The organism is Spirosoma fluviale (assembly GCF_900230225.1).
Lineage (GTDB): Bacteria > Bacteroidota > Bacteroidia > Cytophagales > Spirosomataceae > Spirosoma > Spirosoma fluviale.
The window spans coordinates 2,510,442-2,528,781 of record NZ_OCNH01000001.1 but is presented as its reverse complement, the minus strand read 5'-3'; the positions used below and the strand labels follow the sequence as shown (position 1 = coordinate 2,528,781).

The following is an 18,340-nucleotide window of genomic DNA, read 5'->3' as shown; positions in this document are numbered from 1 at the left end:
TGCTGGCTCTTTATGGATGTATGACACTCTAAGATAAGGCAAATCAGCTACTTATGAACAGGTAATCTGACGATTGTTAGTACATGGTAGGAGGGTTTTCGTTGAAGCCGATTCGGTTGTAACTTAGCCGCCCAATATATTTCGTATAAAATGCAGTAAAGCGCGGCCAGGTGCCCGTTTTGCCTACACTATGAAGCAAAATATCGTTAAAACCCGGCTTAAAAATGGCCAACCCGTTCTGGGTGTCCTGTCGAATAGCAGCGATCCAACCGTTGCCGAACTTTGTGGCTTTTCGGGGCTGGATTTTTACATGATCGACGGCGAACACAGTCCCGTTACGACGGCCCAGGTTCAGGACATCGTACGTGCCTGTGAACTGACCGGTATTACGCCCCTGGCCCGTGTGCGCAGCAACGACCAGAAATTGATTCTACAGTTTCTGGATGCGGGCGTTATGGGCATCATGATGCCCGCCATCAGTACCGTTGCCGATGCCGAAGCGTTGGTGCGGGCCGTAAAATACCCACCGCTGGGCACACGCGGTTTCGGGCCGGTGCGGGCCAATGACTATTTGCTGGGCACCATGAACCAGGGCGAAGCCGTTGCGTTTGCCAATGAACAGATACTTGTTTTACCCCAGCTGGAAGATAAAGAAGCCATCGACAACCTGGACGATCTCCTGACCGTGGAAGGCATCGATGGCTTTGTGATCGGCCCCCGCGACCTGGCCATGAGTATGGGCTATTACGATGGGCCGGGTCATGATGAAGTAAAACGAACGATTGCCGGTGTTGTGGAGAAAATCAGAAAAGCCGGTTTGATAGCCGGAACTACGGCCGCTACCGGGGATCAGGCCAGGGCCTTAATCGACCGGGGTGTTTTGTTTTGCCTCAACTCCTTTGCCGGTCTGCTTAAATCGGCCGCCGGTGATTTTATGAAAGGAAGAGCGGCTTGAGATGTAGGATGTATGGGTTAGCGGATACATCATACATCACTCTTATTGTCAATAAAATTGCACGCCTTTATTCGTAAATCGTAATTTTTTTCTTACTTTTGCACCTCATTTCCAATTTTATACACAAAAAATGTACGCAATCGTAGAGATCGCAGGACAGCAATTCAAGATCCAAAAAGGTCGCCACATCTATACCCATCGGTTAGAAGGCGACGTGGACGCTGTACTTGCCTCCGACAAGGTGAAGATTCTCCTTGTTGATAACGAAGGGAGCATCACCATAGGTGCCCCAACCGTTGCTGGTGCAACAGTATCGGCCAAGATAATGGAACACCTTAAAGGTGAGAAAGTTATCATCTTTAAAAAGAAGCGTCGGAAAGGTTACAAAAAGAAAAACGGCCACCGTCAGTATTTGACCAAGGTCATGATTGAAGACATAACTTTATAACTAGTAGGTAGGAGTTAGGAGTTAGTAGTGAGAATGCTGGCGCAGCCATTTCTCCTAACTCCTAACTCCTAACTCCTAACTTCTTAAAAAAAATGGCACACAAGAAAGGTGTAGGTAGTTCCAAAAACGGCCGCGATTCGCACAGCAAGCGGCTGGGTGTTAAATTGTTTGGTGGTGAGTCGGCTATTGCCGGTAACATTATCATCCGTCAGCGCGGTACGAAACACCACCCCGGCAAAAACGTCGGCTGTGGTAAAGATTATACTCTGTTCGCTCTGGTAGCGGGTACGGTGAAGTTCCGTCCGGGTCGCGATAACCGCTCGTATGTAGATATCATTCCAGCTGAAGTGGCAGAAGTAGCCGCGGCTTAAGTACAGATTAAACCAATAAGGTTTTTGAAACTTTATTGGTTTAATGAAAACCCGTTCAACCACTGTTGAATGGGTTTTTTTATGGACAAAAACTAAAAAAACAAGTCGGCTGTTACGCTAGTACGAAAACCGACCGAACGTTTCGGTGAACTAAAATTTTGCGCTAAATGAACCCTACGCTAGACCGTCCCGTATCCATCTTTACGGAAGGAAGCCCCAACCCGAACTCTATGAAGTTCGTCGTTAACTTTGAACTTGTACCTGCTGGCCTTTCGTTCGACTATGCAACCCCGGGCGATGCCCTTCTTGATGGAAAAGCATCGCCGTTAGCCGTAGCCCTGTTTGGATTTGAGTTTGTTCGGCGGGTGTTTATTTCGGCCAACTTCGTAACCGTGACCAAAGACGACGAGACTGACTGGGATGAGGTAATGCTTGAAGTGAAACTCTTCCTGAAAGACTATTTCGGGGCACAGAAGCCCGTTTTTTCGCAACGGACCGTAGAAACGAACACGACCAAACTGGATATGGATTCCGAAACAGTCCAGAAAATCAAGGCCGTATTGGATCAATACATCAAACCTGCTGTAGAATCGGATGGAGGAGCCATTAGCTTTTACTCCTTCGATGAGCCCAGCGGCACGGTGAAAGTTTTGTTGCAGGGATCGTGCAGCGGCTGTCCTTCCTCCACGCTCACGCTTAAAGCGGGCATTGAAAACCTGCTGACGCGTCTGGTTCCCGAAGTGAAGCTGGTCGAAGCTGAGGGGGTGTAAGTAAGCTATAAAAGGAAAGCAGACAGGCATCCGTTCAGGTCAGAACGGATGCCTGTCTGCTATAAAGCCACCAGTAAAGCACGGGGATAACCGTCCAGGATACCAGTACGCCTACACACATGCCCCCAATAACCGATAGCGCCAGCGGTTGCTGTAGTTCGGAGCCCAGTCCGCCACTGAAAAGTACCGGTACCAGCCCTAGTACAGTCGTTAAAAACGTCATTACCTGCGATTTGAGCCGTCGTTGACCCGCCGACCGAATCGAGTCCATCAAAGACATGGCGTCCCGACTTCGGTTCATCGTATCTAGTTTCAGAATTGAATCGTTGTCCAGCAGGCCAATTAACACGATCATACCAATTACCGATAGTATGTTCAGGCTCTCGCCCGCCAGAAACAGCGACCAGATAGCTCCTGCCACACCTAAAAGGATAATTAGCAGGACAATAAGTGGTTGCTGAAGGGATTCAAACTGGGCTGTCAGAATACAGAATAATAACAAAATTGCGACCGCTACAACACCCAAGAGTTCGTTCAAATAGGTTTGGTCGCGAAAGTGCTGCCCCGACCACCCTGCCAAAACACCCGGCTCCTGTTGTAAAAAAGAGGCTACACGTTGCTGAACGGGCCTTACCAAAGGGCTGTCGATCAGAAAATCGAACGGGACATACGCACCTTCTTTGTCAGCGTAGAAAACAGAATAGTCGGTTTGGGGAATTGCCTCAATCAACTGTCGCAAAGGAATGGATTGTTTCTGGCGGTTATTCACGAAGGCCTGTTGCCAGGTCGAATACCCATTCGGGGTAGTAGGTTCCGAGAGTACCAGCGGAATAAAACGCTGCTCGCTTTGCAGATTCGTGACCTGATTGTTATTGAATACAGTTTTGAGCTTTTTGATCAGGGCGCTTTCATCGACATCATAAAGCAGCAGTTTATCGGTTCGAATCCGTACCGTTAGCTGATTTTCCTGCCCAACGGGGTTCGTTGTCAGTCCCGAACGGGTCAATTTTTCCTCTATCCCTGCCATACGAGCCGGATCAACGGGCTGCTTCCCCTGGGTATTATAGAGTTTCAGGCGAAGGGTGGGCTCTGTGGTGTTGAATAGCTGTTCAAATACATTTCGGGCTGGACGAACCGCCACAATAGCTGTGGGGTATTGTGGCCGTACCAACGTCATTATCTGCGCTGACAAGCGTCTGTAGGCTTGCTCAGACGCTGTTTGCAGACTAAGAAGCGTCTTGTTCTGGCTTTGCTGGAGTTGCCGGTTGAGGATAAACTGCTGTTGCCCTGTAAACATACTGACATACTCCGGCGCAGGGGCAAGTTGTCGACTTAGTTGTTCGGTTCGGCGTTGATTTTCAGCGACAGTCAATGGCTCGTTCCAGTCGATAAAGACCTCCAGTTCGGTTCGACTAACGTCGGGCATTCCCTGCTTCCCGATATGAACGGCCATCCAGCCCGCGCCAGCCAGTAACAGCAGTAGGCTTACCAACAGGCTCCGTTTAAATCGAAACGCCAGTGAAAATGTAGTGAGGTAAGCCGTATCCAACCACCGCATAAAACGGGTTGGCGATTGTGTCAGTTTAGGGCCTGTTTCCTGGCGATACAACAAAGAATACAAAACCGGCACGAGTGTATAGGAGCAGAGCAGCGAGGTGCCCAATGCCAGCGATACCGATACCGCTTGGTCGAAGAATAACGCTCCGGCCAGTCCGCTCAGAAGCAGCAGCGGCATAAACACCGCCGAATTGGTTAGTACGGAGGTAAACAATGGCCGAATGACCTCTTCGGTACCTGCTATACAACTAGCCTCGACAGGCATACCTCCTTCGCGCTTCTCCTCGATATTTTCCAGAATAATGATGGCACTATCCACAATTTCGCCCATGCCCAATACCAGCCCGGCCAGCGACACAATGTTGATCGACAGTCCCAGCAGGTAAAAGCCCAGAAACGTGACCGCAATGGAAACCGGAATAACCAGACCAACCAGTAACGGTAATCGCCGGTCGCGCATAAAAAAGAAAATCATGCCGAATGTCAGCAGAGCACCCGTCAGCAGGTTGCTGATGAGGTTATTCACGGATATATCCAGCAACTCGGTTTGGTCCTGACTCAGCGCAAAGTCGATTTGCGGGTAATCTTTGCTGAACTGAGTTTGCAAGTCGGCCAGTTCAGCCCGTAAATGCAGCAATTGAGCATCGCTTTGCTTAATAATGGCCAGGCAGACACTCCGCTTTGACGTAGCTTTTTGAGAATTCGACTCGTTTCGGCTAAAGCTGTATTCGCCCGTTAAGGGCTGTTCGCGCAGTGTTACCGTAGCTATTTCCCGGAGGGCAACAAGCCGACGGGGGGCTTCTGCCCGCGTTTCCTGAGCGGTCAGCACATTGTCGGCAAAATACGACACACGGGGATCGTTCTGCGCTGCGTTCGCTAGCGGTGTGCCTGAGCCACCAACACTGATGTAGATGTTCTCGACATCCTGTGGTGTTTGCAGTACCGACGAAAAGCGGATGTTGTACTGGTAGGGCCCTTCCCGAACACTAAAATTGCCGGGCTGGAGATTGGCCTGTTTCAGCACATCGGTCAGTTGCTGCTCGGTAATGCCCAAGCTGGCCAGCTTTCCCGGATCGACCTGAACGACGGCTTCGGGTTGTGCTAGGCCTGTTGCATCCACAAGAGCCACATCGGGAAGCTGCTCGATACGTCGTTTGAGCACATTCTCGCAGAACTCGCTCAACGCCAGAAAATCGCCTTGATAGCCAAGTCCCGGCAATACGTTCAGGTTGAAAACCGGAATGTCGCCCGCACCGGCTTTAATGACTTTAGGCCGTTCGAGATCGCGGGGAAGCTGCCCCAGAATCGCGTCGATTTTCTCGTTTGTTTCCAGATACGCCAGCCGGGTATTGGTGCCATAGTCGAACCGGAGTGTCAGAACGGCCAATCCGTTTTGCGTAACCGACTCAATATCATCAAGATGATTGACCTGCAGGAGCTGGTTTCGGAGCGGCTGCTCAATGATTCGCTGTAACTCCCGCGCCGATGCCGTTGGGTAGCTGACCTGCACCGTAATTTCCGGTACCGGAATGTCGGGTAACAGCGAAACCGGCAGTTGCCTGAACGCCAGGATGCCCAGCACGGCTAATGCCAGCGTGACCACACAAACGGCAATGGGGCGATGGATGAGGTAGCGTGTCAACTCGTCTGAACCGGGATTTATATGATTTTAATGATTTTCTTGATTATTCGCTAATGATTGAAAGTCTTGTAGTTAATACTAGGCTTCGACTCAAAACCTAAATTGATTATTGCTTTTCAACCCCCACCGGGGCATCGTGAGCCAAGTTCAGGTTACCGGAAACAATGACCCGGTCGCCGGGTTTTAGCCCCTCGCTAATGGCTACTTCCGTATCGTTTTCGTGAGCAATGGTCACGTAATTCCATTTGGCCAGTCCAGGCCGGGCCCAGCCTGGATTGTTTGCATTATCCTCGACTGTAAAAACTACCTTGCGCCCTGACCGCTCGACCACGGCCGATTTGGGAATAACCAATTGATCGGGTATACGCCGTTCTATAACGATCCGGGCGTTCATGCCCTCAAAAAGTTGGTTGTCGGGCTGGTTGATGCGCGCTTTCACCAGCACCAACCCCTGCGCGTTGACGAATGGGTTAATTTCCTGCACTTGTCCGGCATAGGTACGGCCCGGCACCGCAACGGGCATAACCCGAACCGGTAACCCAACCCGAACCGTAGCCAGTTCGCTTTCCAGGATGGAAAACTCGACCAGTAAGCCTGCCCGACTTAACAAGGTGCAGAAGGGTTCGTAAGACGTAATGAAGTTATAGGGTTTGGCCGTCAGGTTAGCGACCATGCCGGCATAGGGTGCGCGTAAGGTTGTGTAGTCCAATTGCTGACGTGCCTGCGCCAGGGCCGTTTGAGCCTTGTAAAATCCGCTTTTGGTAAGGACAAAAGCACGGGTGTTGGGCTTCAGGCTGGCCGTGTCGAGTTCGTTACCACCAAACTCGGCAATGAGTGCCCGGAGTTGAACGCGGCTCTCGGCCAGTTGGTCCTGCGCCTGCCGAAGAGCCAGTTGTTGGTCGCGGTCGTCGAGCCGGGCCATAACCTGCCCGGCGGAGAGTAACGAACCGTTATGCACCAGAACTTGCCGGATGGTGCCCCCCATCCGAAAGCTCAACCGGCTTTGGGCGGGCGTCCGAATCAGGCCCGTAGCGGCAGCGGTGAGGGCAAAGGTGGCCTTGCGGGCGGGCTGCCAAACCACAGTTGGTAGATTAGCAACTGCGGGTTTATTCAGCGCGGTGCTGTCGGCCTCGTTGGTAGAAGAGGTGGCCGGTTGGCAGTTGGTCAGAAGTCCACTCCCAACCAAACATAAAGCACTAAGTACGACTGGCCATCTATGTTTTTTCATTCACACACTTCTAAAACCCCGTGGTATAAAAAATGCCGGATGCGACTCAGGATTGTATCGACCAGTTCGGCCCGGTCTACCTCCGACTGATAAGCCGCCACCTGGTCACAAACCCCGTCGATGACCGAAGTAATGCTGGCAGGCGCTTCCAGAGTATCCAGAATCAGCATGTTCAACGCATCCAGCAGTTGTTCCCGCACAATGCCCTGATGTAGATAGATGTACAGAACCACTTCATGATAAGAGGGCTCCAGGTGCAGATTATGGGCCAGATCCCGGTCTGCCGTCTGCTGAGCGAACTCATTGGTCTCGGCCCAGTTCCAGTCCGACTCGATACGCTGGCAATAGCGTCCAAGCCGAATCGATTGCTGGTGGTATACTTCAGCAGGCAAAGCCAGCAGCGTATTGGTTTGTCGGGAATACGTTTGCCAGTGCTGGGTTAGCGTTGCCGAACCGGGTAGGGCGTCGATGAACCTCTGCCGACCGTATTCGAATTGATAAACATCCTCCAGAACAGATTTGACCTCGTTTTCGGGCAGGGCCTGGATATGGGTTGATAAGGCCGCTACGGATGGGCCAATGGGGTTTGGTAATTGGACCGACTCAAGCAGATACGCCGTTCGATAAAAGGGAGATGGTATTTGTTGTTGAACCGGTTGTGAAATGGGATGATGGGTAGCTTCCAGCTCGCGGCAAACGGTCAGTACCCGCTCATAAAGTTCCGGAGATTCCAGCCAAAGGCGTTGGGCTAACTGCTCGCAAACGGTAGAGTTGCGTTTGTAATTCATCACATGGATGTAAGGGCAGTTAGTAGGCAATTGGGTAAAATTGGCCATTTGGTAGTCTGGCGCAGGACCAAACTCTATTGAGGATACATAGTCAATGGGTATATTTTTATAGTCAGCAAATTTTTTGAAGAGGAATTGCTCGACAAAAATATTTATGTTCTCATAAGTACACTTTCTAAGCCCAGTCTCATTCTTTTGAAAAAATTCCTTTGTAAATGTTTCGAATTCTTTGAAAAAAGAAACGTTAGTACCGCCAATCAAACCAGCGTTTACGGCTGTTAAGCGGCCAAGTTCATCTGTTCTGATAAAATCGGGTAAGTACGTGCAATTGGCAATAACTTCCTGAAAGGATTGAGTATAATAGGTATGGTCGTATTCGAAATTCTGCGCTACTAATGGTGCGGTAAGAAGCTTACTGTGCAGTTGTTTGAATAGGTACGCGTCCGTGTCCAGGTGAATAAATGGTTCATTTTGGATGGAGTAGGTGTAAAGCTTGTTTGATACCCAGAAGTAGTTATCCTGCTTAATTGTTTCTAAGTCAGTACTGACATGAGTGTATGGTAACTGGAGTTTTCCTATAGCAAGTTCAGCACCGATACTATCGGTAATTAATTCTCTTTTGTTGTAGAACTGAGTAAGCTGTAAGCTGCTTAATACCCAACTGAAAAGGTTATACTTTGTATCTAACCACCCACAGGTAAAATATTTTTTTTCTGTTTCTCTTAGCCAAAAACTTTGAATTCCTTTCATTTTGATTTTCAATATAAATGAAAATTATTTTTTATTGGGAAAATGCCAAATTTTTATTTCTTATATATACTCATTAGGTAGTGTTTGGTCGAAACTATTTGGGACGAATAAATTCTTAAAGTTTAAGCCATTCGATACTATAGATAGAAACGGTACATATGTGATATTTATTTTTAAGTCTTTATAGGTTACTCCCAGTACTGTGAAGTCTTTTCTCCGTTCTTTGAACTCTACGACGGTTTCTCTTAGTCTATATGAATCGACAAAGATAATGATGTTACTAATCCCTATAATATTAGCAGTATTACTCGCGGATATGCATTAGAAATGTGCATCCGCGTATTTTTTCTTTATAACTTAAAATAAACAAATATTTTCCTAGGCTAACTTTCGTATCTTATTGGCAAGAAGTACTTGTTCTTTACTATTCTAAGATACTCGTCTGTTAAGTTTGGAGAGTTTAGGTTATGTATGTGCAGATTTTTTGCTCTTAAATCTTTATCTAAAACAAACATAAAGGGTGATGATTTATTAAATAGATCAAGGCCAAGCTCGCTACTTTCTACCCCATATATTTGAATATTGATCTTTTTGGCATTAACACCCAACTCAACAAACATTTCTCTTAATTTTGATTTCGGTACTAATATTATGAGATTATCTTCTCCAATTATTTTTGAGTAATTAATGAACTCCTCAAAGAACGTTTCATAGCATACATTGCATACACCTTCAGGAATGCAAAATGCAACCTTCTTTTCTAATTTTGTAATTTGCAATGTGTTGCTGTGTAAATCATACAATTTGGCTTTGGGACTTACTGATTTATCGAGATTTTCTATTTCTACATAATAGTACTGAGTCATCGTCTTAATAATTCCTTTATGCATGCTAGATGTTTTGGTAAACAGATCTCTTTGAGACGTTTCCCTATTTAGACCAACATAAAATACTATACCAATTATGGTTAGTAATACTACAATTATTAAACTCTTAGTGCTCATATTTTTAGAATCCAGCTAAAATTAAAATTGGGTTGTTTGAAAGTGTTGTGGTATTATATATTTGTTTAATATCTTTGTGATTTGTTAGCAATTTATTCCATGCTTGGTCACCTATCTTGTTTTTTACTTCCTGAACCATCTGTAAAAAGTCCTCTGATTCGATAGATATAACAAGCGATTTGTTGTCTATACCAGTAGGAATGGTATTAAAACTAACTGGTAAAGAAAGATTACCATCAAAATTAATATCATCAATTATGGCCTTGCACAATACAGTCTCTCCGTGCTTCTTATTGTATATCAAGTAAAGCTTTTGATCTGCATGATAAGTAATAACTAACCATTTAAAGTGATCAGTTTCAAGGTACATGGAGTTAAATATACCTACATATTCATTTTTTTTAAGGTAATTATCAAACTCTAACACATCATTGAAATTCTGATTAAAGACGTTGTCAGGAATTGTGTATTTCCCGAAATCTACGTTTAAATATGGGGTAAATTTATTTTTACTAAATTTATAGATAGTGTTATCTCCCGACTTTGTAAAATTTAATCCTTTATAAAAAATAAAATTATTATGATCGTCATATTGAAAATACCTGGCGTTTTGAGACTTTATTGGAAATTGACTATGAATTACTGAATTCTTCTCCCTGGAAAACACTCGAACCATACTATTGTCATCGTTGGGTGCATTACCACTATAAAACACGTAATTTCCATCAGGCATCTTTACAAAGTTGGTTGCAATAAAGGGATATTTCCATGAAAATAAAAACTTTCCAGTTAGATTAAAAACTATAACTTTACCACTTATGTGATCTAATATTTCTATGTTATCACTGATAATAAAATCAGAAATGGTTTTATACTCATTAGATCCTTCACCTTTGCTTGAGATATCAAAGATGTATTTCCCTTTTATATTAAAAGCAGTTATATTATCCTTAGTTTTTATAAAGAATACGTCTTTATGTAGTATTACTTTCGATATCGTTCCAATCAACTTATCTTTTTTGGATTCTAAAGGAATAAATTTAAATGTTTTAAATAATTCGGAAGCTTTAAGTGCTCTACTGTTGCTAATATTGCCCAGCTTCAAGTTTGGCACTTTATAGATATCTTCTTTTTCATTATTAGTAGAACAACCAATAAAAAAAAGCGCATACAACGCTAAAGGGATATATATTTTCATAAAATGAAACATTTTTTTTAAATCGAAATAAAAGACTGCCGGAGTACATCATGAATACTCCGGCAATGTATGTTTACTAGCAACCGGCTGCACCACAACTTGTTGTTTCAGTGTTTCCGCAACAGTATTTTCCGAGGTTACTCTTTTTAAGAGGTCCTTTACTACCGCTACCACCAGTAGCTTGGGCTTCATTAAACATTGATTGTCCTAATGTTAGACCCATTACTAAGGAAGTACTTAGAATAGCTGCCTTCAACAGTGTTTTTCTGTTCGTCACTTGAGTATTCATACTTATTTAATTTAAAAAGTGAAACAATCTATTGAACACTACAAAGTTTAACCTTCTCTTGGCCATACACAATGGATAACATTACCCATATTGATGGGTTACTTAACCCATTTTTCGAGCTCGGGCCGGATTTTTAGCGCAAATAGCTGCAACCTATGATAGCCTGTCAGGCCAAAACGAGTGCGGATGTTTTCGCGGTGGCGGGTAATGGTTTTGGGGCTACGGACGATTCGCTCGGAAATTTGTAAGATCGTTAACCCCTGTAGCCCTAGCCACAGCACTTCGGCTTCACGGGCAGTTAGGTAAGACCCGTGTATCGGGAAACTGGTTGGGAAAAACATATCGCTTATGTAGAAGGATTGGTGGATTTAATTTACTTGGCAAGTGTAAAAAAAAAAATATACTTTCGCCAAACAAATACACAAATTCTTTTTAAAAGATTACAGTGTACAACTTTCGGTATATGATATGCTCGCTAAAAGCTACCAGTTAGTAATCGTATTTACGGTTTTATCGGTTATAGGGCTTGCCTTACTACCTCGTTTATCGGTGCAACTGGCTCCCCAACAGGCAGGTCGCTCTATTACCGTGAGCTATGCCTGGTGGGGAGCCTCGCCGGAGGCCATTGAGCGGCAGGTGTCGTCGCGGCTGGAAGGGGCTTTCAGCACCCTGGCTAATGTTAAAAAAGTACGATCGGTATCCGCCTATAATCGGGGGTATGTAACGGTAGAGCTGGATCGTTCGGCGGATACCGATGCGCTTCGGTTTGAGCTGGCCGCGCTGGTTCGGCAGGTGTATCCCCGGTTGCCGCCATCAGTAGAGTATCCGCAGATCAGCCTGAACACGCCGGACGAAGAGAGCCGTACAAAACCTTTACTTACGCTCCAGCTCAGCGGCCCCGTATCGTCGGCCAGCCTTCAACAATACGCCAATGAGCAACTAAAACCCCGCCTGGCGGGCACAGAGGGTATCGGGAGTGTGGCGGTGTTCGGTGGTAGTCGGCCCGAGTGGGTATTGACTTACAACGCCGATGCACTGACTACGTTACAACTTACCGAAAATGATCTTCGGGTAGCGGTAACCGCCTATTTTGCCCGCGAACCCCTGGGGCTGCTTGTTTCGTCGACCGGTCAGACGCTGCGGGTCCGGCTGGATAATGTCCCCGCAACCCAGCCGAACGTTTGGGCACACATTCCGGTCGCAAACAGGGCCGGGCGGATCATATACCTGACAGATCTTGTCAGCATAGCCCGGCAGGAGCCCCCGCCCGATCAGTTTTATCGGATCAACGGCAAAACGGCCGTCAACCTGGTTCTGATGGCTACCGCCGGAGCCAACCAATTGGCTGTAGCGCAGGGGTTACGGAAGCAATTGGCCCAGCTTGTGCTACCAGCGGGCTATCGGTTAGACGTCGACTATGACGCCACCGTTTATATTGCCGAAAACCTGCGCAAAATTGGCATTCAAACCGGTGTTGCCATTGCCGTATTACTGCTTTTTGTGGCGCTTACTACCCGAAGCCTTCGCTACGTTAGCCTGATTGTGGTGAGTACGGTGGTGACCCTGCTTTTATCGGTGCTGGTGTTTGTCTGGTTGCGCATCGACATCCATCTGTATTCGCTGGCGGCCCTGACAACCTCGCTGGGTATTATCATGGACAACGTTATTGTGATGATCGACCATTACCGCCGATACCGGGATTTGCGGGTATTTACGGCCCTTCTGGGGGGCACGTTAACCACCTGCGCCGGTTTGGTTGTTGTCTGGTTTTTGCCCGAAGAAAACCGGCAGGCACTCAGCGATTTTGCGGTGGTAATGGCCATTACACTCGTTATTTCGTTGCTGGTGGCTATGCTCCTGACACCCGCCCTGATGGAGCAGTTCTGGAAAAATGAGCCCGGCCCGAACCCGTTGGCTTCTGAAAAACACCGCAAACGAGCGAAACGAACGCTTTGGTGGGAGCGGCTATACGGGCGCGTTGTGGCAGGGCTAATTCGGTATCGGTTATGGGCTATGGTGGCTGCCGTTCTGCTCATTGGCTTGCCGGTGTTCAGGCTACCAACGGCACTGGAACCGACGAACCCGCTGGCTCCGTACTACAAAGCCACGTTGGGCAGTGATTTTTATGCGGATAACCTACAACCTTCCGTTAACAAATGGCTTGGTGGTACGAGTCGGCTGTTTGTCAATTATGTGTATGCAGGCTCGTACCAGCGCGAGCCCGAACGCACGGCGCTATACGTCATAGCCGAACTACCTAACCAAAGTACGCCTGAACAAATGGATGCCGTATTTCGGCGGTTCGAATCCAATCTTGGCCAGTATGGAGAGATTGATAAATTCATTACACAAATCAACAACGGGCAGGAGGGTAGTCTGGTCGTGTATTTTAAAGAGCCACACGATCAGGGCATTTTCCCGTATCAATTAAAGAACCGGGCTATTTTACTCTCGACCGAAATGAGTGGCATCGACTGGAATATTTACGGCCTGGGGCAGGGCTTTAGCCAGAGCCTTAACGAAGACGAAACGCCGACCTTCAATGTTGAATTATATGGCTATAACTACCTACAGTTGGGGCAGCAGGCTACTGTACTGAAACAACTGCTGGAGAAACACCCACGCATTCAGGAAGTAAACATTAACCGGAGCCCCAGCTTGTTTCAGCGCAGGCGATTGTACGAATTTGTGCTGAAAAGCGACCCCGAACGACTGGCGTTACGGGGCATTGGGTCCAGTCAACTCTACGACCGGCTGGCCGAACTCAACGCCCGGCCCCAACCCGACCAGTATGCCTTTATCGACGGCGACTATGAGCCTATCAAACTAATACCGGCTCAAAGCCGAACGACAGACATTTGGCAATTGCAGAATCAGCCTTTGACGATTGGGTCGGCAAGCACACAATTGCACGATATGGGCACAATCGTGCGCCAAAAAGTAACCCCGGAAATCCATAAGGAGGATCAGCAGTACAAACGATTAATCAGTTTTGAGTATTTCGGGAGTTATAATTTCGGTGAGAAGTTCCTGAACAAAACGCTGGATACCCTACGGGCCAGGCTTCCGCTGGGTTACACCGCAAACGTTGCCGATCGCTTCTGGTTCGGTAAAGACGAGCGCACCCCTTACGAATTAATTGGGTTGGTTATCCTATTGATTTATATCATCTGCGCTGTCATCTTTGAAAGCTTTTGGCAACCACTGGCATTAATTGGCCTGATTCCCTTATCGTATACGGGTGTATTTCTGGCATTTTACTGGACTGATAGCAATTTCGATCAGGGCGGCTACGCTTCTTTTATTCTCCTGGCGGGCAATGTGGTCTGTGCCGGTATCTTTATGGTAGCCGAGATGAACCGGCTTCAAAAACGATTCCCGAGTTTAACACGCTTCGCTGCGTACCAAAAAGCATTCAGGCATAAAATTGGGCCGGTATTGTTAACGGTACTCTCGACCGTGGTGGGCATGGTTCCGTTTCTGCTATATGAGCAGGAAGCGTTCTGGTATGCCCTAGGTATTGGTACAATAGGGGGGCTGCTCATGTCGCTGGTAGCTGTCACGGGTTATTTACCTCTCTTTTTAGTTAGAAGAGCCAGGTAACGAACGCAAAAATTAGCTGGTTTGATTTTGGTAGTCGATTCGCTGCTAAATTGAAATAATTTGAAAAGAGTAAACACCAATAGCGGATTTGCGTTTCTTTTGCAGTATGCTATCGTATTCACCCAGTCATTGCATGAAGTACCCGTTTATTTGTGGTTTTTTAGTTCTGTGTGCAACCACCTGCTTTTCTCAAAATCTCCTTGGTATTTCAACCAGCCGATATGGCGGTACTAACCGGCTCTACATTAACCCTGCTTTAGCGGCCGACTCCCCCTCGAAATTTTACCTGAACATTGCTACGGGCAATGGACATGTTGATAATAACTACGTTCGTTATCAGGCCCCTTTTTCGCTGCTCCGGCTAATCACCGACAATGTACCCGCTCAGTACAAAAGTCCAGATGGTTCGATTCGTTTCGAAACCGATTACACCCGTGAAACATTAAATGGCCGCCCAAAGAATGGAACGATCTGGGGCGAAGTCCGGGGTCCTTCGTTTCTGGTGCGCACCAGCGAACGAGCCGCTTTTGCCGTAACCACCCGCTTTCGGGCGGTGGGGCAGGTGGTTGGGGCATCAGAATCCATTTTGTCGTCTTTGCGGGCCAGCCTGAATAATGGTGGATTCTATAGTATCCCGAGTAACGATAATAAATTTAGCGCCAACACCAATACCTATGCCGAACTGGGAGTTACCTATGCCGGTACCCTTTGGGAAGGCGATGGGCGAAAGCTTCTGTTGGGGGCCACCGGCAAGTTTCTGTTGGGCTATAACGCCCAGCAGTTGATAAACAGAGGATTGGACTACCGGATTATAACCGACCCTGATAACCTGAATAATGCGCTACTGGAGGTTACCGACCTGGATGCCACCCTTGCCTATACGACCTTTCTCCAGAACAGAAGCCTGAATCCACAAACACTATTCAATACATCTGCGCCTGGCAAAGGGCTTGGTCTTGATATCGGCTTTACCTATGTTGATCAGTATGATTCTGACAGCCCGGCATTACGGGTAGGGATGGCGATAGCCGATATTGGCGGAATTTCATACACGGGCGGTGAGTATAGCTTTACGGATATTGGGGTAAACCCGGTACGGTTTGCTGCAAGCGACTTTAATGGAAACAGCCGTCCACAAGCCATCGCTCAGGTTATTCAGGAAAAACTTAACACGGGTCGCGCTGCTGATAAAAACAGCTTCAACGCAGGTTTGCCAACGTCGTTTAATTTCACGGCAGATTATCAGCTTCCCGGTGGACTGGGTATCAACCTGACCTACCTGAAGGATATGCGGTCAATACAGGCAAAAGCGATTCATCAGCCCACGATTCTGGCCATAACACCCCGGTACGATGCCCGTTGGCTGAGTTTATCGGCGCCAATCGCCTATTTAAATGGGGCCGTTACCGCCGGAGCCTCCGTTCGGATGGGACCAGGTTGGCTGGGCACCGATAACCTGCTGGGGTTGATGGGTAATAGTTCTAACGGCATCAATCCGCGCGGATTGGATATCTACATGGGTGTAGCGTTTGGCATTGGGCGCGTGGAGGAGTAATCGGCAGAAATGCGTAATTTTGGTCTAATCCTGCCTATAAACCGGGATTTACCGGGTCTGTTATGACCGAACGAGCTACATTTTTTGATACTCCGCTTGCCTACCTCAAAGGCTTAGGACCGCAGCGTACAGAACTGCTCAACAAAGAGTTGAACCTGTTTACGTACGGTGACCTGATTCAGTATTATCCCTTTCGTTACGACGACCGGTCCCGCTACTATACCATCAGCGAGTTGATGGATTCGATGCCTTCTGCCCAGATTCGGGGGCGGCTGCGTGATTGGTATCTGGAAGGTGAAGGGCCTAAAAAGAGGCTGGTGGCTACTTTTTCCGACGGTACCGGCTCGATGAGTCTTGTCTGGTTTCAGGGAATCACCTTCATCGAGAAAACATTACGGCGGGAGGGCGAATACATTGCGTATGGCAAGCCCCAGTCGTTTAATGGCCAGTTTAGCATTGTGCATCCGGAGTTGGAGAACGCCAATGCCGCTACCGAAAATGAACCGGGTTTCTTCCCGGTCTATAACTTAACGGACAAGCTTCGCAAACGACATCTCGACAGTAAAGTGCTGGGTAAGGCCATGCGAATCCTGCTGGAACAATCCTGGACACATATCCGCGAAACTCTGCCCGAGTCGCTCATTCAGCAGTACCGGCTCATTGGCAAACGGGAGGCAATGTGGAATATCCACCTGCCGCAGAACCAGGGCTGGCTAAAGCAGGCCCAGCGCCGATTGAAATTCGAAGAACTGTTCTATAACCAGCTTCGGCTGATCAAGAACAAACTCATTCAAAAAGAGGAATTTCCCGGACAGATTTTCCGGGATACTTCCCTGATGAAGCATTTCTACAACGAACTGCTGCCCTTCGAACTGACGGGGGCGCAGCAGCGCGTTATCAAAGAAATCTACGCTGACTTCCTGAGCGGTAAGCAAATGAACCGGCTGTTGCAGGGCGATGTGGGCAGTGGTAAGACAATAGTAGCCTTTATCACCTGCCTGATCGCGATTGGCAATGGAGCACAGGCCTGCCTGATGGCCCCCACGGAGATTCTGGCCGATCAGCACTATAATGGCCTGAAACCCTTTGCCGACGCTATGGGCCTGAACCTCGGGATTTTGACCGGTTCGACTAATAAAAAACGGCGGGTTGTGCTTCACGAGGAATTGCAATCGGGAAAAATGCACATTCTGGTGGGTACGCATGCGCTGCTTGAAGATGCTGTTCAGTATAAGAATCTAGGCCTTTGCATCATTGACGAACAGCACCGGTTTGGCGTAGCGCAACGAGCCAAACTGTGGCGTAAAAATGAGACAGTTCCCCCTCATATTCTGGTGATGACGGCAACGCCCATTCCGCGCACGCTGGCGATGACGTTATACGGTAACCTCGATGTGTCGACCATCGATGAGTTGCCCAAAGGCCGCAAGCCTATTAAAACCGTTCATAAGTACGACAAGCACCGGTCGGAAGTGTTCGGGTTTATCCGGCAGCAAATCGAACTGGGTCGGCAGGTGTACGTGGTGTATCCGCTCATCGAAGAATCTGAAAAGCTGGATTACAAAGACCTGATGGATGGCTTCGAGAGCATGCAGCGGGCGTTTCCCCGGCCTACGTATGAAATTGGTATGCTGCACGGCAAGATGTTACCCTACGAAAAAGACGATGAGATGAAGCGGTTCCTGAAAAAGGAAACCCAGATTATGGTGGCAACGACGGTTATTGAGGTTGGTGTAAACGTGCCGAACGCCAGCGTAATGGTCATTGAAAGTGCCGAGCGGTTCGGCCTTTCACAGTTGCACCAGTTACGGGGTAGGGTAGGTCGGGGAGCCGACCAGTCCTATTGTATCATGATGACCGGGTACAAATTGAGTACAGACACCCGCACCCGGCTCGAAACGATGGTGAGGACCAATAATGGCTTCGAGATTGCCGATGTCGACCTTCAACTACGTGGCCCCGGCGACTTATCGGGCACCCAGCAGAGCGGTGTGATGGACCTCATGATTGCTGACCTCGCAAAAGACGGAGCAATTTTATCAGCCGCCCGTGAATCAGCTCAGGCCATTCTGGCCGAGGATCCAGAGCTTCTATTACCCCAGCATGCACCCATTCGTAATCACGTAGATTCTATCAAACAGTCAGAAAACAACTGGGGTAGGATTTCATAGTAATTCAGTAC

13 protein-coding genes are annotated in these 18,340 nt (G+C 47.7%); 7 read left to right on the top strand and 6 right to left on the bottom strand.

Annotation, left to right across the window (positions count from 1 at the left end; all coding sequences use genetic code 11):
• Positions 1–190 precede the first annotated feature (190 nt).
• From CRO74_RS10420 to CRO74_RS10405, 4 genes are all read left to right on the top strand, one after another.
• On the top strand, positions 191–955 hold the full coding sequence (locus CRO74_RS10420) for an HpcH/HpaI aldolase family protein (protein WP_097125874.1): 765 nt from the start codon (positions 191–193) through the stop codon (positions 953–955).
• A gap of 130 nt (positions 956–1,085) precedes the next feature.
• Complete coding sequence (gene rplU, locus CRO74_RS10415) at positions 1,086–1,403, top strand: 50S ribosomal protein L21 (protein ID WP_097125873.1); 318 nt, start codon at positions 1,086–1,088, stop codon at positions 1,401–1,403.
• A 92-nt stretch (positions 1,404–1,495) separates the two neighbouring features.
• The gene (gene rpmA, locus CRO74_RS10410; RefSeq protein ID WP_097125872.1) at positions 1,496–1,774 is read left to right on the top strand and encodes a 50S ribosomal protein L27; all 279 of its coding nucleotides are present in this window, start codon (positions 1,496–1,498) and stop codon (positions 1,772–1,774) included.
• Between the two features lie 167 nt (positions 1,775–1,941).
• Entirely contained in the window at positions 1,942–2,544 is a 603-nt protein-coding gene (locus CRO74_RS10405; protein WP_097125871.1) for a NifU family protein, read from the top strand.
• Between the two features lie 34 nt (positions 2,545–2,578).
• Here CRO74_RS10405 and CRO74_RS10400 read toward each other — a convergent pair whose 3' ends face one another.
• From CRO74_RS10400 to CRO74_RS10375, 6 genes are all read right to left on the bottom strand, one after another.
• Entirely contained in the window at positions 2,579–5,743 is a 3,165-nt protein-coding gene (locus CRO74_RS10400) for an efflux RND transporter permease subunit (protein ID WP_097125870.1), read from the bottom strand.
• A gap of 106 nt (positions 5,744–5,849) precedes the next feature.
• Entirely contained in the window at positions 5,850–6,971 is a 1,122-nt protein-coding gene (locus CRO74_RS10395; RefSeq protein WP_097125869.1) for an efflux RND transporter periplasmic adaptor subunit, read from the bottom strand.
• Complete coding sequence (locus CRO74_RS32300; RefSeq protein ID WP_097125868.1) at positions 6,968–8,509, bottom strand: DUF6734 family protein; 1,542 nt, start codon at positions 8,507–8,509, stop codon at positions 6,968–6,970. Before CRO74_RS32300 ends, CRO74_RS10395 begins: the two co-directional genes overlap by 4 nt.
• A gap of 383 nt (positions 8,510–8,892) precedes the next feature.
• Entirely contained in the window at positions 8,893–9,399 is a 507-nt protein-coding gene (locus CRO74_RS10385; RefSeq protein ID WP_144035894.1) for a hypothetical protein, read from the bottom strand.
• 118 nt (positions 9,400–9,517) lie between these two features.
• On the bottom strand, positions 9,518–10,711 hold the full coding sequence (locus CRO74_RS10380) for a DUF4934 domain-containing protein (RefSeq protein WP_179830159.1): 1,194 nt from the start codon (positions 10,709–10,711) through the stop codon (positions 9,518–9,520).
• A 387-nt stretch (positions 10,712–11,098) separates the two neighbouring features.
• Positions 11,099–11,341 (bottom strand): LuxR C-terminal-related transcriptional regulator, encoded by a 243-nt coding sequence (locus CRO74_RS10375; protein ID WP_097125865.1) that lies wholly within the window; start codon positions 11,339–11,341, stop codon positions 11,099–11,101.
• A 127-nt stretch (positions 11,342–11,468) separates the two neighbouring features.
• Between CRO74_RS10375 and CRO74_RS10370 the strand changes: the two genes are divergently transcribed.
• From CRO74_RS10370 to recG, 3 genes are all read left to right on the top strand, one after another.
• Positions 11,469–14,603 carry an efflux RND transporter permease subunit gene (locus tag CRO74_RS10370; protein ID WP_097125864.1) on the top strand — a complete coding sequence of 1,045 codons (3,135 nt, stop codon included), beginning with the start codon at positions 11,469–11,471 and terminating at the stop codon, positions 14,601–14,603.
• 133 nt (positions 14,604–14,736) lie between these two features.
• A complete protein-coding gene (locus CRO74_RS10365; protein ID WP_097126093.1) occupies positions 14,737–16,158 on the top strand; it encodes a DUF5723 family protein in 1,422 nt (473 codons plus the stop codon).
• Positions 16,159–16,220: 62 nt separating this feature from the next.
• Entirely contained in the window at positions 16,221–18,329 is a 2,109-nt protein-coding gene (gene recG / locus CRO74_RS10360) for an ATP-dependent DNA helicase RecG (RefSeq protein WP_097125863.1), read from the top strand.
• Positions 18,330–18,340: the final 11 nt, after the last annotated feature.